At 54.4% G+C, this 26,564-nt stretch carries 13 protein-coding genes; 7 read left to right on the top strand and 6 right to left on the bottom strand.

Going from position 1 to position 26,564, the window contains the following annotated elements; translation table 11 throughout:
* Nucleotides 1–203: 203 nt before the first annotated feature.
* Nucleotides 204–2,240 (top strand): hypothetical protein, encoded by a 2,037-nt coding sequence (locus tag ACXAG1_RS12675; RefSeq protein ID WP_475119887.1) that lies wholly within the window; start codon nucleotides 204–206, stop codon nucleotides 2,238–2,240.
* Between the two features lie 18 nt (nucleotides 2,241–2,258).
* Here ACXAG1_RS12675 and ACXAG1_RS12680 read toward each other — a convergent pair whose 3' ends face one another.
* The 3 genes from ACXAG1_RS12680 to selD all read right to left on the bottom strand — a co-directional run bounded on the left by ACXAG1_RS12680 (nucleotide 2,259) and on the right by selD (nucleotide 8,337).
* Nucleotides 2,259–4,373, bottom strand: a complete 2,115-nt coding sequence (locus ACXAG1_RS12680) for a TonB-dependent receptor (RefSeq protein ID WP_475119888.1) — start codon at nucleotides 4,371–4,373, stop codon at nucleotides 2,259–2,261.
* A gap of 90 nt (nucleotides 4,374–4,463) precedes the next feature.
* A complete protein-coding gene (locus tag ACXAG1_RS12685; RefSeq protein ID WP_475119889.1) occupies nucleotides 4,464–5,789 on the bottom strand; it encodes an NAD(P)/FAD-dependent oxidoreductase in 1,326 nt (441 codons plus the stop codon).
* 208 nt (nucleotides 5,790–5,997) lie between these two features.
* Nucleotides 5,998–8,337 carry a selenide, water dikinase SelD gene (gene selD, locus ACXAG1_RS12690; RefSeq protein WP_475119890.1) on the bottom strand — a complete coding sequence of 780 codons (2,340 nt, stop codon included), beginning with the start codon at nucleotides 8,335–8,337 and terminating at the stop codon, nucleotides 5,998–6,000.
* A 314-nt stretch (nucleotides 8,338–8,651) separates the two neighbouring features.
* Between selD and ACXAG1_RS12695 the strand changes: the two genes are divergently transcribed.
* From ACXAG1_RS12695 to ACXAG1_RS12720, 6 genes are all read left to right on the top strand, one after another.
* Nucleotides 8,652–14,219: a DUF748 domain-containing protein gene (locus tag ACXAG1_RS12695; RefSeq protein ID WP_475119891.1), complete on the top strand. Its 5,568-nt coding sequence runs from the start codon at nucleotides 8,652–8,654 to the stop codon at nucleotides 14,217–14,219.
* 30 nt (nucleotides 14,220–14,249) lie between these two features.
* A complete protein-coding gene (locus tag ACXAG1_RS12700) occupies nucleotides 14,250–16,190 on the top strand; it encodes an aconitate hydratase (protein WP_475119892.1) in 1,941 nt (646 codons plus the stop codon).
* A gap of 425 nt (nucleotides 16,191–16,615) precedes the next feature.
* Nucleotides 16,616–17,578, top strand: coding sequence for a hypothetical protein (locus ACXAG1_RS12705; RefSeq protein ID WP_475119893.1), 963 nt, complete (start codon nucleotides 16,616–16,618; stop codon nucleotides 17,576–17,578).
* A gap of 137 nt (nucleotides 17,579–17,715) precedes the next feature.
* Complete coding sequence (locus tag ACXAG1_RS12710; protein ID WP_475119894.1) at nucleotides 17,716–18,531, top strand: Hachiman antiphage defense system protein HamA; 816 nt, start codon at nucleotides 17,716–17,718, stop codon at nucleotides 18,529–18,531.
* On the top strand, nucleotides 18,521–21,628 hold the full coding sequence (locus ACXAG1_RS12715; protein WP_475119895.1) for a DEAD/DEAH box helicase: 3,108 nt from the start codon (nucleotides 18,521–18,523) through the stop codon (nucleotides 21,626–21,628). Before ACXAG1_RS12710 ends, ACXAG1_RS12715 begins: the two co-directional genes overlap by 11 nt.
* An 85-nt stretch (nucleotides 21,629–21,713) precedes the next feature.
* Nucleotides 21,714–22,055, top strand: a complete 342-nt coding sequence (locus ACXAG1_RS12720; RefSeq protein ID WP_475119896.1) for a hypothetical protein — start codon at nucleotides 21,714–21,716, stop codon at nucleotides 22,053–22,055.
* A 107-nt stretch (nucleotides 22,056–22,162) separates the two neighbouring features.
* Here the strand turns inward: ACXAG1_RS12720 and ACXAG1_RS12725 are convergent, their stop codons facing one another.
* The 3 genes from ACXAG1_RS12725 to ACXAG1_RS12735 form a co-directional block, all read right to left on the bottom strand.
* Entirely contained in the window at nucleotides 22,163–23,830 is a 1,668-nt protein-coding gene (locus tag ACXAG1_RS12725) for a protein adenylyltransferase SelO (protein ID WP_475119897.1), read from the bottom strand.
* A 228-nt stretch (nucleotides 23,831–24,058) separates the two neighbouring features.
* The gene (locus tag ACXAG1_RS12730; RefSeq protein ID WP_475119898.1) at nucleotides 24,059–25,594 is read right to left on the bottom strand and encodes a cryptochrome/photolyase family protein; all 1,536 of its coding nucleotides are present in this window, start codon (nucleotides 25,592–25,594) and stop codon (nucleotides 24,059–24,061) included.
* 399 nt (nucleotides 25,595–25,993) lie between these two features.
* Nucleotides 25,994–26,446 (bottom strand): DUF2214 family protein, encoded by a 453-nt coding sequence (locus tag ACXAG1_RS12735; protein WP_475119899.1) that lies wholly within the window; start codon nucleotides 26,444–26,446, stop codon nucleotides 25,994–25,996.
* Between the last annotated feature and the right edge of the window lie 118 nt (nucleotides 26,447–26,564).

Raw genomic sequence — 26,564 nt, forward strand, 5'->3', positions numbered from 1 at the left:
TTTTGTTTCTCCGTCAGACTGGTTTCTCCAGGGATTGGCGGAGCCATCTTTCCGGCGGGTGCGAAACCTTCAATTATCGGGCAATTGGGCGTCAATTGGCGGATTCCCGCGCATACCTGCCTTCACCGCCCGTGGATATCAACAATACTTTTTTGAGGTGCACGTATTGTTTGCCCGACTAGTTGTTGAATGAGGAGTACCCTGTGCCCAAAAGGCTCGCGTTACCGGGTGTCGATTCCCTGCGCTTCCCGCTACTCACCGGGGTCTATCTGGTCCTGTGTCTGAGCCTGGCGGGCTGCGACTTCAGCAGTGATTCCGGCAGTATCGCGCCCAACGCAAGCTCCTCAAGCAGTAGTTCCGGCGGTACCCGCAGCGCCAGCAGTTCAGGCGGCACCGGTGCAGAGATGACCGGTGTATTTCTGGGTGGGCATATTCAGGGGCTCTACTATCAAACCCCCAGCTTCTCCGGGCTCACCGATGCTGACGGCAACTACCGCTATCTCGATGGCGAAGAGATCCGCTTTTCGCTGGGTGGTATTGAACTTGGCACTGCGCTGGGTGCGCCGGAACTGAATCCGTTCCACCTGGCGGGCGGCGAGCCGTTGACCGACGAGGCCGACCTGCGCGCAACCCTCGGAGATCACCAGCGGGTAGCTGCGCTGGATGTCGCCACCAACATGATGCGCCTGTTTATGCTCCTCGACCGGGATCTCGACCCAAGCAACGGCATCGACCTGAGTGACTGGGACACGGACTTGCAGGACTACCGCCTGGATCTCGCCTATGACCTGTACGCATTTCCCTATCGCCGCGGTCTGGATTCGCTCCCGGCAATAAAGAGCAACTTCGATATTTACTACCAGTTGCCGCTGGACGCACCGCTGCTCTATCTCTATGACCTTCTCGGCATTTTGGTGCCCACACTTGTTCCGGTGGAAGAGAATCGGGATGTGCAGGATAACGGCACGATTGAGCAGCGGCTGCGCTGGCTGTACACAGACATGGGGTTGCCGCGCGAAATCCGCTATACGTTGCTGCCGGACGAAACTGATCGCTGGCAGGAGCGCCTGGACTACCTCTACGACGATCTCGGGCGGACGGTTTTTGTGCGCCGGGAAACCGATACCAACGAGGATGGCAGCGTTAATTTTTTCTATACATCGGAGCGTTTTTATAACGACGAAAACTTCCTGGTCGAGGTGCTGGAGCAGGACGGTCGCCTGGTCGAAGAGGAGAGCCGACGGTACACCTTCGAATATGACAGTGGCAGCAATCTTGTTCTGTTCCTGTTCGAGCAGGATGCGAATTTTAATGGTGTGATCGATGCCATTTATGCGGTGGAAAGCCTGTACAACGATGACGGCCTGCTGCGCTGGCGCGAGGCGGAAACGGACCTGAACGCCAACGGTGTGGTGGAGCGGCGCCTGCGTTACGAATACCTGTATAACAACGATGGTTACCCGCTGGAAGTGGTGGAAACCGAAGACGACGGGGTATCGCTGCGCGCCGATGGGATTGTTGACCGGCGTCGGGAAATTACCTATCGCTATGGCAGTGGCGACCAGCTACTGCGTGAGGTTGTCCGACTGGACGATAATGGCGATGGCCAGGTGGACCGTATTAACACCTATGAATTTGCCTACCGATCCGATGGTCGCCCTTACCGCGAAGAGTGGATCTTTGATGTGGACGCGGATGGCAATCCAAATAGTCGTCGAACTTTCGAGTACCGCTATAACGCCGACGACCTGCTATTCCGTGTGGAAATGATTCTGGATAATGACGATGACGGCGTTGCGGAAGCCCGCGAGGTCACCGATCACCTGTACAACGATCGCGGTCAGCTGCGCGAAACCACCATCGAGACATTTAACGGTGGCGATGAACGCCAGGGGTTACTGACCACGGTACGCCTGTATGGCCGGCGGGGCGAGCTGGTGGACTGGTACCGGGAAGGTGAGGGCGTTACAGGAACGACCAATACACCAATTCGCCTCGGCTGGCGCTATCGGGAAATCGACGACGGACTGCGCTACCTGGTTCACCACTTCCGCTACCGGCAGCCCGCGTTTGTCGAGCAGGGGACCACCGATATCAATTTCCCCTGTGTGGATTACCGCTTCGCCGAAGGGGGGCCCCGCTGTGCGATCAGCTGGCCACTGCAGTGGAAACTGGAGTGGGAGGTTTTCTGGAAAGCGCCGGGTATCAATCAGGGTGCGCCGGTGGTAATCCGGCCCTGAGAAGCGGCCTGGACCGGCTTAGAACCGCAGCTGTAAATCCGCATACACACTGCGCGGCTCGCCAATAAAGTAGCGGTCGCCTCCACCGAGGCTGCTGTAATCCGCGCGCTCGGCATAATCCACATTCATCAGATTCTCGATGCGCAGCCCGACAGAGGTATGCGCACCGAGAGTCTGCCGTGCGCGCAGGTGCAGCAGCTGGTGTCCCCCGTAGCGGTGCGCGTTTTCGATATCGGTGTAATAGCCACCGGTGTACTGCCAGTGCAAACCTAGCTGTGAGGACTGCGCAGGTTGCCAGGAAAGGTTCACACTGTGCAGCACGCGTGGGGCGGTGTCGATATCGTTGCCATCGGTTTCAATCACTCCGGCCCCCGGCTCGCTGACGTCATTGGTGTACCGATGACGGGCGAAGGTTCCTGCAGCGCCTACTTGCCAGTTATCCGCCAGCCGCCACAGCCACTCGTACTCGAGCCCGAAATGCCGGCTCTCCCCATCGCTCAAATTCAGCCGGCCAGACGACTGGAATACCACATCGGACTTTTCCATATAGAAGGCGGTCAGGGTATAGCGGAAACTGTCAGTGGTCTGCTTCAGAGCGATTTCCAGGCTGTCGATGGATTCTGAATCCAGATCTGCGAAAACCTGTCCATTTTGCAGTCGGTACAGCTCGGTGGCCTGGGGCGCGCGGAAACCGTGGGCAATACGCAGTGTGCCGCTGGTTGTGTTACTGAAATGGTGAATCAGGCTGGCAGTCAGCGAGGCGTTGGTGAAGTCATCCTGGCGGTCGTCCGGGCGGGAGTAGCGACAGCCGACAGCTCCGGTAAACCCGTTGATACAAAGGGCACCGCTTTCGGTCGTGTTGCCACTGATCATCCTATTGTCGTAGTCGTACCGCAGGTATTCGCCGCGGGCGCCGAGTATTCCCCTGGTTGCCTCGCCCAGAGGCTGTTCGGCCTGGGTGAATGCGGCAGCGACCAGAGCCGATACCGTGTAGTCGTAGTGCTTGCCCGCCGGGAACGACGAAAAGCCCCCCTCCTGATGCTGACGCAGCCAGCCCCCGGTATATTCAAGGTCCACACCACTGGTCCAATGCAATCCATTTTTATCACCGTGGTGCAGTGCGGTCTGCACGCCAAAACCATGTTGCCCATTTTCTTCCAGCGGCGTGCCGGGCAAAAAATGCATCAGGAATTCCATCTCCGTGTAGCGGGCATAGGGTGTGATCTGCAGTTCACTGCCATTTTTCAGAGTGCCTGCCAGTTGTACCTGCACCTGGGCGGACTGACTGTCGCGGAAGGCTTCAGGGTTCGGGTTTTCCCTCCTGCGGGACGCGTCTTCGTAGGCGTTTTTGCCGGAGACGTAGCCGGCAGTCTCCTGATTCAGATTATTCAGGTTAACCAGTGTACGCACCGACCAATCCTGCCAGCGGCTATCGTGGCGCAACTGCATCTTTTGCTGATCAAACCCGGAGTCGTCTTTGTAGCCACCATCTCGTGCGCCACTGAAGCCTATGCGCACTCCGCCTTCTGAATCGCCGCTACTGTGATCCAGCTTGACGCGCTGGTAGTTGTTCGCACCCGCCTCAATGACCGCGCTGGATTCCCGTCCATCCACCGGTGCCCCACTCAGCACGTTGATCACTCCATGCTGCGCATCGGAACCGTACAGTACCGTGCCGGGCCCGCGTAACACTTCTACGCGTTCGGCCTGTTCGAAATTGGTATCGAACAGCTGGTTGACGTTGCAGAAGCCGGTGCCGCGCACAGAAATTCCATCCTGGGCAATGGCAAAGGCACCACAACTTCCGGCCCCGGTAAGGACCGGAGAGCGCAACGCGATTAGGCTCTCCTGCCCATTGCCGCGGTTGATAAAGGCACCGGGCACCGCGGTCAGTACCTGACTCGGATGAACGGCGCTGATCGAGCGCAGGGTGTCCTGTTCTACCACCGCCAGGGATTCGGCTTGCTCGCTTTGTGGTCGCCATGTCCGCGAGGCGGTTACCGTCAGCTGCTCCAGTTGCTGTTGTGGTGATTGCGCTGTGTGGCCTGAGTCTTTGGTTCTCTCCTCTGCCCAGGTACCGCCAGCAGCTGCGAACAGGCCGGCGGTAATCAGTGATTTCTGGAACGCGTTCACGGCAGTTAGTTTCCTGTTTGTTTCATACGCGTTACTGGTAATACGTAAATCTTTGGCGCTAAAAAGGCAATTGTACGGGATGGCTTCCCATCAATGCATTTTCAGGCGCGGTTTCACAAACCGGTTTGCCTGCCCGATCACGTACAACAGCATCGCCTTGGGCCAGCCGTGCAGCGCGGCCAGGTGCATGCGATAGAGGGAGCGGTACGCGAGGCCGGCGAGCCGTCCCTCGATGGTGAGGCTGCCCTTGACCAGGCCGCCCATCAGATTACCCACCGCATCGAACTTGGACAGGGACACCAGCGAACCCCGGTCCTTGTAGGTGAACGGTAACAGTTCTGCTTCGGCACCTTCCGCTTGCGAGCTGTTTACCAGGCGAATCAAGTTGTCACTGGCGGTTTTTGCCATCTGCTGGGCAGACTGCGCGCGCGGGGGCACCTTTAATCCATTGCTATCCTCACAGCCGGCGCAGTCCCCGATAGCGAAAATCGACGGGTCGTCTTTACTGCGCAGCGTGGCCTCGACTTCAATCTGGTTCTGACGATTGAATGACAGCCCGTCCAGAGTCTGCAGAAAATCCGGCGCCTTGACGCCTGCCGCCCACACGCGGATCGCCGCAGAAATTTCCTCGCCGTCCCTGGTGACAAAGCCGGTTTTTGTGGCCTCTGCCACCTGGGTGCCGGTAAGCACTCGCACTCCGATTTTCGTCAGCTCTTTTTGCGAACTGTTGCCCAAGCGCGGGGGTAGTGCCGGCAGCAGGTGTGGGCCGGCCTCGATCAGGGTGACCTTTAGGTCGCCATTTTTGATGCGCCCGTAGTGGCCCATCTCGTGCACGGCGTCGACCAGTTCCGCCGCCAGCTCCACTCCCGTCGCGCCGCCACCGACAATGGCGATATGCACAGATTCCGCGACCTGACTTTCCAATTGGAGAAACTGATCCAGCAGTCGAGTGTGAAACTTCTGTGCCTGCTCGGCGCTGTCCAGGAACTGGCAGTACTGGCGTACGCCGGGTGTGTTGAAATCATTGCTCTGGCTGCCGAGCGCAAATACCAGGTAGTCGTATTCCAGTTTGCGTGCCGGGATCAGGGGCGTGCCGTCTTCACTGCAGACCTCTGCCAGTTCGACGGTTTTATTTTCCCGGTCCAGCCCCTGCAGGCTGCCCAGCTCAAACTGAAATCCGTTGGCGCGGGCGTGTACCTGGTAATTGAGGGCGTCGAGGCTGGAGTCCAGGGCACCGGTGGCTACCTGGTGCAACAGGGGTTTCCATATATGCGTGCGGTTTTTATCGACCAGGGTGACCTGGGCTGCGGGGGATTTATTCTGACGGTGGAAGCGACCGAATGAGAAGTGGCGCCCGAGGCTGGTAGCCAACTGCAGGCCACCGGCGCCGCCGCCAATGATGACAATTTTTTTCATAACAGAGTTTCCTGTAGAGCTTAAAAGTAATCCGGCTCATCGCAGTACTCTGTGGGACCCAATTTGTTCTTGTCCGGGGCCAGCCCGGGATTTTATGCAGCCAGTATTGCCGGCGCACAGGCGTTTGGCAATCGATTAATGGTTACACAAGAAATGGTCACCGGTGAAACACCGGCGACCACTGGTATGGCATGCTGCCGTCAATTGTTCAGGTGGCCACGGCGGTGCTGTACCTGGCCATCTGTTTCCAGTCGCCGCTTTTGGCGAGGAACACGGGTTGCGCTACCGTTTGTGGGTGTGTCTGTGGGTGCGACGGCTCGCCACCGGGAAGTGTATCCACTACGCCGATGATCGCGGCCTGACGGAACCCGGCGGCGTGCAGCGCCGCAAGGCATTGCTCGGCATGGGTCGCCGGGACGGCGCCGAGCAGGCCGCCACAGACTTGCGGGTCGACGAGCATCGGTAAATGCGGCAGTGATTGCCAGGCCGCCGGGTTCTGCAGTGCGGCAAAGCTGCGCGCATTGTGCTGCAGTAGCGACGACGATGGCTCGCTGAGCATCTCCTGTTCTGCACAGAAGGCGGCACCGGGTAAAAGCGGCAACGCATCGGCAAACAGGCTGGCTCCCATGGCTACATGATCTTGCGACGTTAACTGGGGCAGCATTTCCAGCAGTTGCCCCAGCAGCCCGTGGCGATCTATACCGCGCACGACACTGGTGGCATTGCGTACCAGTATTTCAGCAGCGGTAGCATTGCTCTGCAACATGCTGTCCAGTGCCTGCTGCAGCCAGCGCGCCCGCGCTTTGCCCCGCGCTTCTGCCGCGAACAGGGTGCCACTACCCAGTGGTTTCGTCACGATAAGGCAGTCGCCGGCACGTGCGCCGACTTTCTGTTGCAGGTCGCCGGCATCGACCGCGCCGTTAACGGTTAGTGCCATTTGTGATGACTGTCCCTCGGTCAACTGCCCGCCACTGAGAGTACAGTGGTACTGGTTTAACTCCCGTGCGGTGCCGTCCAGGATTTGCTGCAGGTCGCGGTTGGCAAATGCCACTGAGCTGCCCGGGACCCGGGAGGGCAGGGTCACCAGCGCCTGAGCAGACACCGGTTGTGCCCGCGCCGCGAACATCTGCGTCAGCGTGTGCTGTGCGAGAATTCTTCCAAACAGCCAGGGATCCTGCACCAGTGCCTGCATCTGCTCAGAACTTTGCACCAGCATTTTATCCCGGGGCAGGTTGAGCAGGCTGGTCGAGGCGCGCAGTGCTGTTTCGGGTTCGCCGTTGTCGAAGCGAGTCGGTTCCGGCTGTGACAGTTGCGAGAGAGCCTGGTTGAACAGATCGCTACCCAGCACCGCACTCCCGGCGAAAGACTCTGCGCCGGTTTCGGCTGCAAACGCCGAGTTGTCGGCGGTCGGCCCCGGCACCGGCAAATTACTGATTCTGCGAAGGATCCGCCGGTCCTGCCGATCTTTCCAGTGCCAGAAGATTTCACCCGCTGCCGCGATACCTCCCTGGGAAGCAATGGCCTGCTGTGCACCGCAGGAAAGGTGGCGAAGTTGCAGGCGCGTGCGCTGGTAGGGCTTCAGCGATTGAGCCAAAAATGTTGCGCGTAAATTGCGGTATAGCGCGGCCCCCTGATTGCGGGCTTCCGCGGCAGACTTTGCGGTTGCGGCGCTGATACAGGCGACATCGCCAACCGCAAAAATGTGGGGATGACTGCGGGAGCGCAGGTAATCGTCGACCTCAACAAAGCCCCCTTCATTTACTGCAAGGCCAGACTGTGCCAGCCACGGTGGCGCCGAGGGCTCGGTGCAAAGCAGTGCTTTGTCGATCGCAATGAATTGGCCCTCGTCGCTATGGATTCCCTGCGGCGTGATTTCCGAAACGCGCCAGCGAGGGTGGTACTTTACCTTGAGCCTGCTCATTTCTCTCGCCGCGAGGCTGCGCGCGAGCAACGGGTACTCCGCCGGAGTCTTGCTGCTTGCTTGAACCAGATGGACTTCCACCCGGCCGCTGTACACCGGCTCTTCCAGTGCCCAGGCCATGGCCGTCGCCAGTTCAAAGCCACCGGCGCCTCCGCCGATCACGCCCAGCTTCAATGGGCGGTGCTCCTGGTATACCAGTTGCTTGAGCTGTTCCCAGTAACGGAAAAACTGCCCAATGGGTTTGACTGGAATGGCGAGCTCGGAACCGGGGATCTGGTGGCAGGTGGAGGCGCCTACCGCGAGGGAAAGGACGTCGAAGGCAAGATCCGGGCGCCCGAGCAGCGACACCCGATTGCTATGCGGATCAATGTGGTGTGCGCAAGCCTGAACAAAGCGCGCGCCGGCGGCACGGCACAGGCGCGGCAGGTCAATATGAATATCACTCTGGCTGTAGTGGCCGGCGATCATACCCGGCACCATGGGCGAATAGGCGCTCTGTACCTGAGGTGAAACCAGCGTCAGCCGCACACCGGGCACGGGCTTTGTGGCCCATCGCCGCAGCAACTCCAGATGGCCGTGACCGCCGCCGATCAATACCACGTCCTGGCTTTGGGTTTGCTTGTGCATGCTTTCCTTCCATGTGTCCACCGGAATCCGCTCTTCGGTGGCCGGTCCTTGTGCTAATTTGATTGAAATATAATCAGTGTAACGGTGAATAGTGGATTAGCACGTTTTGCGCAGAGTGATCGGAAGTATTTGCTGCCGGAATTTCTGCGTCAGTGTAGCCGTTGTTTTTTCAATTGCCTTTGGCCTGAATAAAAACCCGTTTGGTGCTAAGGCGCGACATCCGCGCGGTCTCCTCTGGTCTTTACTGTAGAGAGTCCGCAGTTCCGCCCGAAAATCGCGAGGATTGCGCGCAATACACTGTTCGCCGAGCCTCGATGTCTAGTTCACCACAAGATTCACCGCCGATATCTCCCGCGAGGGACGCGCAGCGCAAGGGCATCTATCGCCTTTTGTGGTTGCTGGTGATATTCCTGCTGTTGATCGCCGCGCTGAATCTTTTCCTGTCGATTTACCTGCCCGGCAAGGTACAGCGCTGGTTGCACCAGCATGGCCTTGAGGCCGAGGTACAACACATCGACGTATCTTTGCCGCGATTGCACGCGCACCTGCGCGGTGTGGAAGTACGCAATAAATTCGAACGCGGCTTTCGCGTGCGTGAAGCCACCCTGGGGCTGAGCTGGTGGTACCTGCTACGAGGAAAAGTTCACGTCAAACTGGTGGAACTGGACGGGGCCTATATGGACCTGGAATCCTCTCCGGGAAAACGTGGTCGGGTGTGGGAAATTGGCGGTTGGCATCTGGCGGAAGGCGAAAAGAGACCGAAAAACTGGCGCGTGGATCTGACCGCAGCCACTCTCCGCGACAGTGTGGTGTGCTACCAGCACAAACCCCAGTGGGACAGCCCAAGCTGCGTGCGAATCGGCAAACTGGTACTGGATGATTTCTTTGTCAGCGGAGTTCGTGAAGCCACGGAGGCATTGAAATTCGATATTGGCGCGGAAGACCTGCAGGTGGAAAACCTGCTTGCCTGGGATGAATTTCCGGGCAAGGTTTCCCGTTACGGTCTCCGTAGCCAGACGCAGGAAGCGGGTGAGGGCGATTTGCAGAAATCGCCAGAGGAAGATCCCACCCTGGCACTGGTCGCTTTGCACACACATCGCATTCGCTTTGCGCGGCCGGGCAACGCACTGCGTACAGAGGCGGTGCTCGCACGCAAATTTGCCGGCTGTCCTCCGGACCGCTGGGCGGAAGCTGTGCCTGCGCTGAATCGGATCACTGGCCACTGCGGTATTGCCCGCCGTCTCGAGTTGCGGGGTTCGGCACTTTTTGCTTTTGGCGCAAAATCGGAAATCGCCTGGCACCGACTGAGCGGTGAGGAAGTACGGCTGCGCTACCGCAACCGGCGTTACCCCAACTGGCACGCGCAGACCATCGCGCTCGACAGTTTTGATTTCCTGCGTGAAGAAAAGGCGCTGAGCTGGCAGAGCGGTGGCGCCAGAAATTTCTCCTGGTGCCCTGGCCCCTGGCGCGGTGGCTCACATCATTACTGTATGCGCGCCGGAACTCTGCGACTGCCCAGACCAACGGAATTTCACTGGCAGAATGGTTTGACGGTTGACCTCACCGAGGCCAGCCTGAGCCAGGGAAGACTGGTGGACATGGATACGGCATTGCCGGATTCTCGCGCACTGTCAGTGAATCACTTGGGTCTGGGTGCGTTGCAGTATCGTAACAGTGCGCGTCAACTCGAATTGCAGCAGGTACAGCTGGATGTAGCGAACGGCTGTATCCCGGGGGAAATTCTCGGTGCGGCCACTCAGTGTGTGCGGCTGTCACAGTTGCAACTGGCGGAGGAATTCTCTCTGCAGTTCCCGCGCAAGGTGGCGAGCAATGGACGACCGGCGCAGACCTGGGCACTGCAGAGTGGCGCTGTCGCACTGGACAGCTTTCGGATATCGCCGGCGGCCGCCGCGGCTTCTCCCTCCCTGCAAGCCAGTGATCCGGTAGAGCTTTCCGGGCTGAACTGGGCCCGGCTGAATCTGTCGCCGGCGGACGGTGAGTATCTGGCCGAGGACTTTGCCCTGCAGTCCCTCTCCGGGTGTATGACCGAGGGCCTGTTGCCTCGGCGCCTGTCTCCCCTGTGCGGTCGGTTACGCGCTCTGGAAGGCGACGGCAACTTTGTGCTGCAGACCGGGGGAGGTTCCTCCGCCGCCGCGTCTCCCTACCTCATTCTCGGCGAGCTCGCGCTGGAGAGTCTGTTGCTCTCGGATCACCTCTCCCCGGATCCGGACCGTCAAACCGGTTTGGCACTCACCCGGTTGCGCCTTGGCCCGGGCCTGTTTCGCCGCAGCAAGGAGCTATTGAACCCCGGGGAATACTTTGCCGCGGGGCAGGGGCACTGGTGGGTGATGGAAGAAGATGGTGCTGCTGTTGAGGGGAGCCTCAACGAAGAGGCGGGTTCAGAAAAGGGGCAGCTCACCAGATCCCCGCCGGACACTGCGGAAACCGGGGGCGCTGGTCACCTCGCACCGGGGGTAAGCAGTGCCATTGGTAAGCGTATTCACCTGAGCAGTACCGAGCTCGAACTGGACGCTGCACTGCTCGAGCGGCTGGAGGGCTGCATGCCAGCGGCCTGGCAACTGTTGTTGGCGCGCGGATCGGGTGAGCGGCGCGCCGCCTGTTTTGACATTCGCAACCTGCAACAGCAGCAGCCATTACAGCTGCAGCTGGATACCCAGCGCGCCGTGAGCGCGGAAAACGTACCCGCGCGCAGTGCATTCCGCCTCGGGCTGAGCGCCGCCGGACTGAGCCTCGATGGTGCTGAGATTGATACCGCCGCCGGTGACTCCCTGCTATCAGTTACCCAGTTGCGGCTACCCAAAGCCGCGATGAATTTTCAGTCGGCGCCGACACTGGCACACCTGGATTTGCCCGGTGCGGCGCTGGACGGCGCGGCCTTCTGTCTGGGTGACGACCGCTGTGCACAGATTGAAAGCCTGCGCACCGGCGATACCTTCCAGCTCGACTACCGGCGTGAACACTTTCGCGCGGACCTGAACCAATTGGCACTGGCGCGCCTGTCATTGACCGGAGGAGAAGGGGACTTTACCGCGGAAGTGCGCGACCTGGCCGGACTCTCCATGCAGGTTGATCTACCGCGGAGTGCCCCGGCAAGTGCCGACTGGCAGCTGGATACACTGCAGGCCAGCCGACTGGATATGTGCTGGCCGCAGCGGGGAGATACCGATTCCATGCTGCCCCGCTGCTTGCGCGGCCGCGACTTGCGCTCGGATGGCGAGGGCGTGGCGATTCAGAAGCTGGCGTTATACCGCTTGCTGCCTAGCGAAAATACCCCTGTTGATTCCGCTGCGCCGGCGCAGTTAGAGCTGGGGCAATTGCGCATTGCCGGTATCGGTATGGAGCAGCCAGTCGGTGACCATCCGGTGGTGATAAACCTGCGGGATATCCGGCTTGATTCGGCGCGAGGATGCGGACCAGAGGACTGGTTAACCGCCGCCCGCTTGCGCGGTGAGAGCAGTGGCCGCTGGGGTGGCTGCCTGGCACTGGGAGCACTGCGTCTCGCCGGCGACAACCGGATTGCACTGGGACGAGGTGAAAAAACGGCAACCACCGATATTCTCGACCTTGGGCCGCTGTGGCTAGAGAACCTGGAACTGCGCTCCGCCGCCGATCAATCATCGAAGTTTCATCTTGCAGAGTTGCGTTGGCAACATCTGCGCTGGCCCGGTGGTAAGCGGGTACACGTGCGGGACCTGATCGCACAGGACTTCACCGGTTGCATGCCGGACAAACAGGGCCGGGTGAACCGCGGGTTGGGAATTCCGTGTGTCGCCGTCGGCAAGATCCAGATCTCTGGCAATCAACGGCTCGAACTGGAGGCCGGAGCAGAGGGTGAGAGCGAACAAGATTTTCGGTCCACCGGACGTATTGGTGTTGAAGATTTTGTTTTCCTTGAGGGAAACCGTGCGCGCATGGGGTTTGCCAGTCTCGATGTTCGCGATCTGGTCTTTTCGCCGGGCGTCCTGTCTCTGAGGGACGGCAAGATGAGAGGCATTCGCGGTTGTCTGAAGCCGGTACGCTGGGATGAAAATCCTCTGACTCCCTGTTTTCATGTGGGAAAAGTCACCGTGACCAGCGAGCATCGGGTGATCCTGAGTCAGTTCGGCAGCGGTATACCCCAGCGCTACTTTCGCAATATCCAGGTCGATGGATTGCGCATTTTTCACGGCAGCGGGAATGGGGAGCCAGCGGGTGAATCGACCCCCTATTTGCAGGTGGAATCCCTGCGGGCCGACGAACTGGGATTCGGCAGCCGGCAGATTGTGGGCAAAAAACTGTTGCTCAGTAATATCCAGGGTTGTGTCCCGCGAGGGTATGTCCCCGGTGTGCGCTATTGCTTGGACCTGCAGAACCTGGAGGCTACCGGTCTGCTCAATTTCGGAGATCGCAGTCTGCAGCTGAATATGGCGCAGTTATATCGACTGGCTCTCAACGACACTGACGGAGATCAGCTACTGGAAACCGAGTTCGCCGAGGCGCGTGGATTAACATTTACCCGTGAACTTGTGCGGCTACTGCATGCCGAAGTGGCCAATAGCAAACTGTTTCGGCGGGATCCGCGCGCCCAGGAATTCGCTAATCACCCGTGGAATACCGAAATCAAACTGTTCAGGGTGTCCCAGTTCGATTATCTGCCCAAGGAAAAATCACTCAATGTCGACACCATCGATTTACTGAAACCGCGCAGTGTTCTCGCCCGTGGACAGGAGGATGATTTCGGTGCCTGGGAGCGCTTCCGCGATGAAACACCCGCCCCCCAGCGTTATCACTATCAGCGCGGCGACCTGGCGCGGGAGGCCAACCGGTTCCGCTATCGGGTGCGCCAGTTGACGGTGGATCAAGGTCACTTCCTGTGGTTCGACGATACACAAGTATACGAGGCTAAATTGCCGGTGCGACGCATCAATCTGCTGCTGCAGGGTATGAGTAATTACCCGGAAGATCCGCCGGCGGTACTGGTGTTCAACGCCCGCCCGGGCGGCTTTAGTGAAATGCACCTGGCAGGTCATGTGAATCTTCTGGAGAGTAATCACTGGGATGCCAGCCTGTTGGGCTATGTGGAAGGCGCCAACCTGATTCCTGCGACCCCCTACATTGCGCGGCTGCTCGGCTACAAAATTTTACAGGGGCAGCTGGATGCGGAAGTGAATATTGCCGTTGACGACAATCAGGTGGATGCACTTGCAAAAATGGAGTTGCAGAAGATCAAGGTGCGCAGGGTTCGGGATACCGATCATCTGGCGGTGAAAAAAAGTTTTATTCCTCTGAGCCTGGCGTTGGCGCTGCTGAAAGACGGCGATGGTGATGTGCGTTTCGACATGCCGGTAACCGGGCAACTTTACGACCCCAAATTCAATTTCAGTTTTATCTTCAGCGATCTGTTGCAGCGAGCCATTCTCGAGTCGCTGTTTGCCTATTTCACCCCGATAGGCTTTTACAGCCTGGCCAAGCTGGCGTGGGCTCGCTTCCGCGCGGAACGCTTTGATGATCTTGAGTTTGCGCCCGGGTACGACACCCTCAGTGAGCAAGCCAAAGTGTCGCTGAACGGTATGATCGAAGATATGCGCGATAACCCCAAAGCCCGTCCTGGAATCTGTGGTGTTTCGACAGCACAGGACTTGACGGTGCTATTTCCCCATGAAGCCCGGGCCGTGGGTGGCGACAGAACTCAGTGGAAAGCGTTTTTCCGCGACCCGCCAAGAGGCATGCGTGAGGAGTTACTGCGTCTGGCCAATCGCCGCGCACGACATGTACAGAAGTTCCTGATCGAGGCGGGGCTGGATCAAAAAGACTTTATCCAGTGTGCCCCCGACTATATCGGTACCGATAAAGGTGCCCCGCGTGTGGAGTTTTCAAACTGACCGTCAAATGAAAAATCGAAGGAGCAGGTAATGAGTGCGAAAAAGAACCTCGCCCATCAGTTGATCGAGCAGCACCTGGTGAGTGGCAAAATGCAGCCCGGTGAAGAAGTGCAGTTGAAAATTGACCAGACCCTGTGTCAGGACGCCACGGGCACCATGGTCATGCTGGAGTTTGAAGCGCTGGGGTTGCCGCGGGTAAAAACCGAGGTCTCCGCCCAGTATGTGGATCACAACCTGATCCAGGCGGATTTCAAGAATGCGGACGATCACCTGTTCCTGCGCAGCGCCAGTCGCAAGTGGGGCATCTGGTTTTCCCGCCCCGGAAACGGCATCAGCCACGCGGTGCATATGGCGTGCTTCGGAGTCCCGGGAAAAACCCTGCTGGGCTCCGACAGCCATACCTGTGCCGGGGGTGCCATGGGCATGCTCGCCATGGGAGCGGGTGGCCTGCAGGTGGCTTTGGCCATGGCCGGGATTCCCTTTTCCCTGGTTATGCCGGAAGTCATCGGCGTGGAGGTCACCGGCAAGTTGCCCCCCTGGGTAAGTGCCAAAGACGTGATACTGGAAATGTTGCGCCGCTACGATGTGAAAGGTGGTGTGAACAAAATTTTTGAATATTACGGCCCGGGGCTGGACAACCTCACCGCCATGGATCGCCATGTAATTGCCAATATGGGACAGGAAATGGGGGCTACCGCCAGTGTTTTTCCGGCGGATGAACAGGTACGCGTGTTTCTGAAGCAGCAGGGACGCGAGCAGGACTTCGTACCCATGCGGGCGGAAGAGGGTGCAGAGTATGATCACCACGATACCCTCGATCTGTCCCGGCTGGAGCCGATGATTGCCTGTCCCTCCAGTCCCGGCAAAGTAGTGACGGTGCGCGAGGTCGCGGGGAAACCGATTTATCAGAGTTACATTGGTTCCTCTGCCAACCCGGGGCTGAGAGATTTCGTGGTGCCGGCACGAATGGTCGAGGGACAGCAGGTTCCCGAAGAAATATCCCTGGACATAAACCCTACCAGTCGTCAGGTACTGGAAGAACTGAGTCGCAGTGGCGACCTCAACCGGCTGTTGCTTGCAGGCGCGCGCCTGCACCAGACCGGTTGCAACGGTTGTATCGGCATGGGACAGGCACCGGCCACCGGACGGATCAGTCTGCGCACGGTACCGCGCAATTTCCCCGGGCGCTCCGGCACCAAAGAAGACCAGGTGTACCTGTGTAGCCCGGAAACCGCCACCGCCAGCGCTCTGTCCGGCAAGATCACAGATCCCCGCGACATGGAGATGGAATACCCGACGTTTTCCGAGCCGGAAACACTCGGCGATATGCGCCCACTTATGCTGGCGCCGGAGGACCGTTCAAACGAAATTCCGGTTGAACTGGAAAAAGGTCCCAATATTCAACTATTGCCGGACTTTGACCCGCTGCCGGAAAAACTGACGGGCCCGATACTACTCAAGGCTGGTGACAACGTCTCCACGGATGAAATCCTGCCAGCGGGCACCGATATCCTGCCGCTGCGTTCAAATATTCCGGCCATCAGTCACTACACCTTTTCCCGCATTGACGAGACCTTTTACGATCGTGCGAAAAAGCTCGACGGCGACTGCTTTGTAATCGGTGGTGAGAATTATGGCCAGGGGTCCAGCCGCGAACACGCGGCGATCGCACCGCGTTTTCTCGGCGTGCGCGCAGTGATCGCCGTGTCCATGGCCCGTATCCACCGTCGCAACCTGATCAATTTTGGTGTGGTACCACTGTTGTTCGCCAAACCCAGTGACCTCGCGAAACTGAAACAGGGCAGCCCATTGACCTTCAGCGATCTGGCCGGACAGTTACAGTCGGGGGATGTGGTGAACATTGAACTGGAAGACGGGAAGCAGCTCGCGGTCACCCACAATATGAGTGAAGACGAGGTGGCAACCGTGCTGGCGGGAGGGTTGATCAATCAGGTGCGGGACAGCCACTGATGTTCCTCTTGCCCGCTGGCTGCGCTTCCAGCCTCCCGGACCTCACCGTTTGGGTTTAATAGTCGGTTCTGGTATTTGCGGGCTAGTGCGAACTTCTGGTTCGTAATTAACTCTGATCTTTAAATGAGGCCACCCTTTGCGGTGGCCTTTTTTTAGGGCTGATTTTACTGACAACGTTAGCCCTATAGAGCTAAGGCGGCCGATTAATCAGAAGCTGTAATTGTGTGTAATGGGTTTTCGGGGCTGAAAGCGTGACGTATTTATCATTTTGTGGCTAGATAGCGGTTTATATCCAGATATGGGCACGTCACGGGCTTTGGTGCATATTTGGATACTTTGTGGGCCGATATAGACTTTTCAGCATTCCCATATATGCACACTCCCACGAACAAACTGTTAACTTAATCGAGATCTAAATAAGCATAATGACAATTTCAACTATTTTTGAAAAAAATGAGTTTGAAGGGAAGAATCAAGCTCAAGCGCAGCAGTATGCTGCAACCGTTAAGCAGAGATTCGACCAACGGCGAAATAGAATCCATCAATTTCGCGTCCAGTATCCCATGAATGAGCATTGGGATGAGTTAAATAGAAAAATAACAGAATTTGATAATCTGAAGTACAACCCTTGGAATCAAAAATGGGCAAATGTAAACCGAACAAATAACATCCAACAATTTGTAAGCTTTTTTACTGAAGGTAATAAAATATTCGATGGTATCGATGAATTTATCTCAGGATTGCCTGTTCCAGATCAGCATAGTCAAGAAATTGAATCATTAAAAGAGGAGGTTATTAATAAAATTGAAGGAGACTTCATTAGCTTGAAAAATGAAGTGTCTCTTCAGATCGATGAGGGTATCAATAAGCTTGTCGGTCTAAATGCAGAACTGGGCTTAGAGAAAAATTTCAAAACTAACATAGAATCGGATTTAAGAAAGGCTAATAATCATCGTTATGCATTTCTATTTGGTTTCATTGTATCCGTTGTTTTCATACCAGTATTTCTCGCAGTTACATTTATAAGCGAAAAGCTACAAAATTTAGAGTACATAGAGTTATTACTGCTTCGATTCGGTGTAACGCTTTCATTGGCAGTGCTTTCATATTTCTTCTTCAGTCAGTACAAGTTGTATCAATTGATAAGCCTGCGTTATTCACACCTTTTCGGGTTTTTGGGTGGCGGTGCTACTTTTATTAACCAATTGATAGATGGCGATAGCGATTCTAAAGATTTGGTAAATAAAAGAATGGCTGAATTATTTATGGAGCTGGAAATGCTAAATGGTCAAGTTCAAGATAATCAGCACCCAATTGAAATGACAATCGACAAAGCAATAGAGGTAGTGGAAAAGTTTTCCGAGGTTTCTAGCAAGCTAAAAAGTTAACAAGGCCATGAACTTCGCGCCTGACAGACTACGCTGCGCTCCGGCTGCCGGTTATGGCGACGTTACACGGCACCTGCCTAGATAGGCACTCAGAGCAACATGAATAATTAAACATAGAATGGTTCGGTATACTGCAAATGCCTTGGACTAAAGAACATATTCAGTGGCTTCGCGATACTGGTGAAGTGATCGCTATTTCAACAGGTGAGAACGTCCCTGTATATGAGTTCGCTTACGATGTAGCCAATGAAGAGGCCATGTCTCACTGGGCACGGCATTTCAGGAATCACTATTGCAGTGATGATGCAATAGAGGTACTCAAACCTGAAGGGATGACAAAAACAGATTATTTGTTAAATCTTAAGTTTCCGCATAAAACTAAAAGCCCTGGGCCAAGTATCCGTGCAGGAGATTTTGCTGAAATATTGGTCGCTGATTACTTGGCGTTTCTTCATGATTACTATGTTCCAAGAACTCGCTACGACAGGAAGATAATTGGCAATGAGTCTTCCAAGGGCTCAGATGTCTTGGGCTTTAAGAAAAATAATAAAAAACCAACCAACCAAGATGAACTAGTGATTTATGAGGTAAAAGCGCGCCTTTCTGAGAATAACGCCAGGAATACTTTGCAAACAGCAATTGACGACAGTTCAAAGGATGAGATTAGACTTGCGGAATCTTTAAACGGCGCAAAGCAACGATTATACGATCAGAAAGATTTTTCCGGAATGAGTATTGTCTCAAGATTCCAGCAAAATGTTGACCACCCATATAAAACAAAATTTGGAGCGGCAGCGGTTCTTACTGACAGTTCATGTTGCGTGGAAACTTTGGCTGAAGCTTCTACTCAGGAACATTCATTGCGAACGAAGTTAGAAATGATTGTGATAAGAGGCACTGTATTGATGTCTTTAGTACATGGCTTATACGAAAGGGCTGCTAATGAAGCTTGAAGCGCTCTCTAAGAAAATGCTGGCAATTACGAAATCGAAAGCAAAAATGTATGAGTTTGCTATTGATGAAAAATCCCATATAGCGCTGCCTGTAGATCCGCGTAAGCTGTTGGTTACAACTATTGGTATATTGGGCGACCTGTCTGCTATTGAAGCTCGTGAAGAACAACAGGTTGAAGAGACTGATAAACATGAAGAGTTGAAGTCTGAACTTATATCCGTTGGGCAATATTTTGATGCTTTGATTCAGTCTCATCTGGCTGATGAGATGACTATTTATCTAAAGATTATAGGTTCAGCGGCCTACTATTTAGCAAGCATGCCCGGCAGCTCCATCGTTCTAGCCAAAAGTTTATCCTATAACACAGAACCGCTCACTGACACTAAACTTGAGGGGATTTTGATATGGATATTGAAGTCCAACTTCGAAGAAGATTGGTGTCGCGTTGAAAAAACCTATTTAACTCAGGCAATAGATGCCGTCGGCTTCGCCACTCGAAGTTTTTTTGGTTTAAGCATTGATACCCAGGTCCTTAGGCAGGCAATACAGGTCTTAAGGAATGAAGTATACGAAAATGGTTCTGATAGAGAGCTTTTGTTTGCCGATATTATTTCTTCTATCCTGCTAAGAAAAATCGAAAACTCGTCAATAAACTGTTTGCCGAAATATACACAAATCCCATTAGAACAATGGGTCAATGTAATTGCTAAGCCGAAATTTGTACAAGAGTTTTGGCCGGCTCAGAGTTTGTTGGGTGAGCAAGGTGTTTTGTCTGGCTTATCTGCCGTTGTGCAAATGCCCACGAGTGCGGGAAAGACAAAATCGACAGAATTAATAATTCGAAGTTCCTTTTTATCGGGGCGTTCTGATGCTGCCGTAATTGTTGCGCCATTTCGAGCCCTATGCAGGGAGATTACGGCTACATTTCAGCAGGCGTTCGAGGATGAAGAAGTCAATATCAATGAATTGCAAGATGTTCTGGATATTTCCGATAGTGACGACGATCTCATAAGATTTTTAACAGGAGAAGCCTCTCAGAATGGAGTAGCGACCAAGTCAATTGTCGTTACCACGCCGGAAAAACTTGTTTATCTTCTGAGGCATGAACCTGCTTTAGCTGACTCAATTGGCTTGCTTATTTTTGATGAAGGGCATCAGTTTGACACTGGAAGGAGAGGCGTCACATATGAGTTATTAATGGCTCACCTCAAGTACCGCGTAAGTGATGATGTTCAGAAGGTTTTGATCTCCGCAGTAATGGCTAACGCAAACTCTATTGGTGAATGGCTTAATGGAGAAGCCGGTATTGAGATTCAAGGAGCAGGATGTTTACCAACAGTACGAAGTACAGCCTTCGCAAGCTGGCAAACCGCAATGGGCCAACTTCGATACATCGATCAAGATCGTGACGCAGATAGAGATTATTTCGTTCCTAGAGTGATTGAGCAAGTAAACCTTGGAACGAGAGGTCGAGAGAGGGTCGATCGTCTTTTTCCTGAAAAAAACGATAATTCCAGCGTCGCAGCTTATTTAGGTGTTAAATTATGCCGTCAAGGTCCTACTGCTATCTTCTGCGGTGTAAAGAGCACTGTCACGTCAATATGCGATCTTTTAGTTGATTACTACGATAGAGGTCTTGCTTTACCACCACCGAGCACTACTAGCGATCAAAGCGAATTGGAAAAAATTGCGTACCTTTCTAGTTTGCATTTTGGAGATGAGTTTATATTTACTCGTTCGATTTCCTTTGGAATATTGCCGCATAGCTCCAACATTCCGAATGGTATCCGTGTTTCTGTAGAGCGAGCAATGGAATCCGATAAGGCAGTGTTGGTAGTATGCACATCAACCCTTGCTCAGGGTGTGAATCTTCCAATTAGATATTTAGTTGTTTCAAGTACATTTCAAGCGGGACAAGAAATCACCACGCGAGACTTCCATAATCTCATCGGGCGAGCAGGCAGAGCTGGATACCATACTGAAGGGAGTGTCATTTTTGCGGATACAGATGTTTTTGATAAGCGCAATGATTTTCGTGAAAGGTGGCGATGGCAGAGAGCGATGCATTTGCTCGATTTTACTAATGCTGAGAACTGCGCTAGTAGCCTACTGGACTTGATCTCGTCTTTTGATTTCGCAGAACTTAATGTTGATGTTGTCCAGTTCATCGCAAATCCCGGCGGCTATAGACGAAGCTGTATAGATGCAGGAAATAAAAACGCTATTAATATCAGTTCGCTACTGGATCAGATGGATTATAAAGAAGCTTTAATTGAAGAAGTAGAAAGCTATTTTTTGTCCTATTTGAAAGACAATCCAGGTGCGCCTCAAACGTTCTTTGATGAGTTGGCCCAAGGAACATTGGCTTACTTTTTGTCAGACGAAGATCAGAAACGACAGCTACGGGCGGCATTTTCACATATCGCAGGTAGAGTTCTTTCCGTGCCCGAAAAGAAAAGACCATTCTTCGGAAAATCTTTGCTGGGGTTGAAAAATCTATTCTTAATCGAAGATTGGCTTGATGAGAATTGGGGTGAAATAGCACAAGCTCAAAGCTCAGATGAACTTCTTTTAATTTTCTGGCCTTTGCTAACTCAGATCAATAACAACAAGATTTTTCTAAAAATAAAGCCTGAAGACGTAATATTAGAATTTGCAAAATTATGGATTTCAGGAACTAGCTACGCTGATCTGCATGGTTACTTGGTTCAATCAGGCGCTTATTATCAAGCAGGGTCGCAGCAAAGAGCTATTAAAATGGACCACGTAGTAGACTTGGCTGATGGTGCACTCTCTTTTGAATCTATGTTGTATGTCGGGGCAATAGCTGATGTGGCTGAGGGTAAAGGATTGGGCGACGATGTATTGGAGCTTCTTAGGAGATTGCAAACACGCTTAAAACTTGGACTGTCAAATAGCCTTGAAATGTGGCTCTATTCTCAGGGCTATGTTGATAGAGAGGTTTGCAAGAGCCTTGGTTCTGTTCTTAATGGTCAAGGAGTAGATTCTGATGTGTTCGATTCCGATATATTAGGGGCCTACCATCAGGTTGTAAGTGAGTGTATTGGCGAGTTTCCATCGTACTTTAGTGGTTAAGCTGCCGTGTAACAAATCGCTGCGCTCCCAATTTTCCGCAAAGCGCGGCGCTAAGTATCAGTGTTACCCACAAAGCATAGGCACCATGACGACAATCGAATGTTTTCGGCCCGTAGGCCAGAAAGAGCTGGATCTGATAAAAGAGTCCGGCTACACAGCTTGGCCACCAAGACTGCCGGATCAGCCAATCTTCTACCCGGTAACCAATGAAGAATACGCGATAGCGCTCACCCAATGGAACGTTACCGATTTTGGCAAGGGTTATGTAATCAGGTTTTATGTCAATAAAGAATTTATGGACCGATACCCGATCAAGTGTGTCGGCGCAGCCGACCATACCGAATGGTGGATTCCGGCCGAAGATTTGGATGAGCTCAATAAGAATATCGTGGGGAAGATCGAAGTGATCCGCGAGTACGGCCCATAGAGATAGTGATCTTGCCCTTGCCCCGCCTTAACGGACCCCCGCTGTGGCAGCGACTCATCGCTGCTCACTAAGAAAGTTCCAGAACATCAGCCTCAGAAAAGCCGCGCTCAAGACGAGCAGCTGTAGTGTGATACTCCACCCACATTGAAAAACTCTTTGGGTCTCGGGCTGTAGTACTTCTCTTCGATCTCTTTTGATTGTTCATCATAAGGGTGGCTCAGGACTTCCTGCAGCTCCTTGATCAGGCTGTAATCCCCCTGTGTGGCCTGTTCATAGGCTGGGACGATCAGCCATTCACGCCACGCATACTTCGGATTGACGCGTTTCATTTTGTCGGCTGCCGTCGATAAGTCATGACCGGTCAACACGAGATCGCGCCAGCTACTTAACCAGGACTGCCATTTTTCGTCGATGTCAGAGGATGTTTTGACATAGAAGCTTTTCTTCAACGCGACAATATCCTCAGGTATATGGGAAAGCTCACGAAAGAACATGGTGTAATCCACCTCTGAGCGACGCATAAGCGTCACCAGTTCCTTAAACAGAGCCAGGTTGAACTCGGTGAGGCCGAGCTTGGCTGCCCACATGTGATGCAACTGGTCTTGCATTACTTCCTGAAAATCACGGCGTATTTGATCCAGCCGTTCTAGCGCTTCATTGTCGTCCGCGAGCAGTGGGCGGATGGCCTTCCAGAACATATGAAAGTTCGCCTCTGCGGCGGTCGGCTGGTTGAAGAATGAAAAATGCTGCCCGCCGCCGGTCCAGGGTTGGAACTCGGGGTCGAAAACTTCGCAAAAACCGAATGGGCCGTAATCCAGCGTAAAGCCGCCAGCGGCGCAGTTGTCGCTGTTGAAATTTCCCTGGCAGTAACCAACGCGCAGCCAGTTGGCGACCAACGCGGTAAGGCGTTGGCGAAATAATCGTGCTAGCTCAATCAATTGATCTGAAAAGTTGAGGCTGGGGTCGATTTCGCCTTGGTATTCTCTGGCAATCAAATGCATAACGATCATGCGCAGTTCTTTAAGCGCATTGTCATACGCATGGCTGCGGGCGCGGCGGGCAAATAATTCAATTTGTCCGACACGCAGGAACGAAGGCGCTACCCGTGTGGATATCGCGACCGGGTTCTCGGTGATGATGTCTGGATCAAATGCGTTGGAATGATCGGAATACCAGGGGCGGGAAACCGTATCGGTCTTTGATACATACAGGGTTAATGAGCGCGAGGTGGGCACACCCAGCGCGTGCATATACTCCTGTGCGAGAAATTCACGTACGCTTGAGCGCAATACCGCGCGCCCATCGGCTCCGCGGCAATAGGGCGTGGGGCCGCCTCCTTTTAATTGCATTTCCCAGCGCTGCCCGTTAAATACCCCTTCGAACACGGAGATGGCCCGTCCATCACCATACCCATTGCCGGTGCCAAATGGGCATTGTCGGACATATTCCGTGCCGTAAATGGATAGCGCATAACCGGTTGCCCAGCCGAAGTTGCGCATTGGGGCACGGGCTGCGGAGATGTCTCCAGAGAATAACTGGGTAAATTTGTGGTCCTGTGCAAGTTCGTCGCTGAGCCCTAGTTCTTGAAAGAGACTGCGGCTATGGGCGACATATTCTGGCTGTCCAATCGGTGTTGGCGTTACCGGCACGAAGTGCCCGGAGAATACCTGGCGCGCACGGTGATCATCGCCATCCGTTGTGGCGTCTGGGTCGGCATTCAGGCTATCCATCAACGAATAATCTACCTGCCGGACAAATTCACTGTAGGTGGTCACCCTTGTTTTGTCCGCTGATGTGGATGGCTGAGTCATTGTTGTCAAAACCTATGGTTATACAGGCATATGGCTATGCGGGTATTTCAGTTAAATCGGCTTATGGGAAGACTTGCTTCAAGCGAGCCTGCTTCATTGTTTTCACATTATATTGAAGTATTTCGCCATCGGCGGCACCCCCTGTCTCGGGAAATCGCGCCTGTATTTTAGGTGGCGATAGGAAGGTTCCGCCTAAAACGCATCCGGGTCGCGAATGATCTGCTGGGCACGGGCACGCAGGGCCCGCTTGTCCTCTTCGGGCATTTTATCGAGCTGATGCAGCATCATGGACATGCGTGGGTTGTTCTGAAAGGCCTCGCGCTTTTCCATTAAAAAATGCCAGTAGAGGCTGTTGAACGGGCAGGCGTCGTCACTGGTGCGCTCCTGAACCTTATAGCGGCAAGCGTCGCAGTAGTTGCTCATTTTGTGAATGTAGCTGCCGCTGCTGATATAGGGCTTGGTGGCCACAAGTCCACCGTCGGCAAACTGGCTCATACCCCGGGTGTTGGGCATTTCCACCCATTCGATGGCGTCGATGTAAATTCCCAGGTACCACCGGTCGACCTGGTCCGGGTGTACCTGGGCCAGTAGGGCAAAATTGCCGGTGATCATCAGCCGCTGTATATGGTGGGCATAGGCATGCTCGAGACTGTTTTTTATCGCGTGATGCAGGCAGTTCATGTCTGTTTCACCGGTCCAGTAGAAACCTGGCAGGTCCCGCTGGTTGCGCAGGCGATTATTGCGACGGTAGCCGGGCATCTCTTTCCAGTAGACGCCGCGCATATATTCCCGCCAGCCCAGAATCTGGCGAACAAAGCCTTCTATCTGACTGACATCGATGGCTTCCTGCTTCTCCTGCCAGGTCTCGACTGACTTTTCGATCACTTCCATCGGATGCAGCAGCTTGCAGTTCATGGCAAAGCTGAGTCGGCTGTGGAACAGGTACACTTCGTCCGGATCCATGGCATCCTGGTAGTCGCCGAAGTGCGGTAGCAGCACTTCACAGAAATGCCGGAGCATGGCCAGCGCATCGGTGCGGGTGGTCGGCCAGTTGAACTGCTCGGGGGAGATCGCCCCAAACGTGTTCACTCCAGCGCGCTCTATCCGCTTGAGGGTTTCCACAACCTGTTTGCGAAAGCCACGTTGCGGCGGGATCTTCGGCTCCCCCTTCCACTTGTTGCGATTGTTTTGATCGTAATTCCATTGGCCTCCCACCGGGCTGCCGTCTTTATTGAGCAGTATCCGGTGCTGCTTTCGCATATGCCGGTAAAAGCTCTCCATCAACAGCGACTTCTTACCGTCAAAAAATGTACTGAGTGACTGCCGGTCGGTGAGGAAGTGCTCGCTGTCGAAAGGTTCGCTCGGAATGCTGAGGTCATCTGCTAGCAACTTCAGCTGTTGATCCAGCCGGTATTCGTCTGGCAGTTGATACTGGAATCGTTCGAACTGGTGTTCAGAAACAAGCCGGGCGATATTGCTGCCCAGTTTCTGGGTGTTTTCCGGGGTATCCAGGGTGTAGTAGATGACGTTTTTGCCCCGGTCTTCCAGCCACTGTGCGAATTCGGCCATGGCCTCGAAAAAGGCCACCACTTTCTGAATATGGTGTTTGACGTAATCCGTTTCCTGGCGCATTTCCGCAATGAAATACCAGGTGTCTTCATCGTCGTCACTGAACCACGAGTGTTTGTGGTTGAGCTGGTCGCCCAGTATCAGTCGCAGAGTTTTCATACCGACCCCATCGTTGGCATCTAGTAAGAGAATAGTCTCTAGAGGCCTTCAGTACGCGGTTGCAGGCATTCGGGTGAACTGCGCCGGGGACACTCGATAGATGTGGGCTCTCGAAAGCTGCGGGCGTGCCGTTGTTTTTCCCCGGTCGACAGGCGGGTAACGGGCCTGTTCATGCATTATGCCGGCAGGTTCAGCGCCTCCGGAACGACCGAATCTTCGGGAAAGTGCGCCCCAACGGTCTCTTCCCGCCAGACGCTTTCCGCCGGCACTAGCATCACCCAGGCAGTTTTTCACTGGCGGTGTCGCCAAGGGTGACATCTCCCCGGTTGTGCTCCAGGTAGACAATGGCGACCTGTTTCAATACAAGGCGGTGTGCTTCGCGCAAGAATGTGGTCTCACTCAGCCAAAGTAGCCGATGCCTTTGGCCATCAGTGCGGCGCACAGGGCCATGGCGACGATGGCGGTCAACTCGGTGTGCACAATAATGCGCATCCAGCGGCGCTGACGGTCACTGACCACCGGCACTGTGCCCTGCTTGAGGGATTTCCCCCAGCGCAGAAACTGGATGGTGGGGTAAATGGAAAGCAGTGCTGCGATCACAAACAGAGTCAGTTTTGCGTGGAAGGCACCGTTCTGAAAATAGTAACTGGCACCCTTTTCGAAATAGAAAACCCGTAAAAAACCCACCACCAGAAGCAGTGCCGCGGATCCGCCGAGGATGCGGTCGACAATACGGATCTTGCGCGCATTCTGCAGGGTGAATGCCTGATTCAGCAGCACCAGTTGCATGGTGAGCACGGCGGTCATCGAGAGGAACAGCAGGTGGTGGAGAAAGGCAAAGAGTGCGGGCATCGCTAACGTCCTGTCGTGATACAGACTGAGAAAGGCAACATTATCACAGGCTCGAGAAAGGTTCGTTGCCTGTATCCCACTGGCCCCATGCGGTGGGTGATATTGAGGATTGTCTGAA

This window comes from Microbulbifer sp. ABE4_465 (assembly GCF_056160765.1).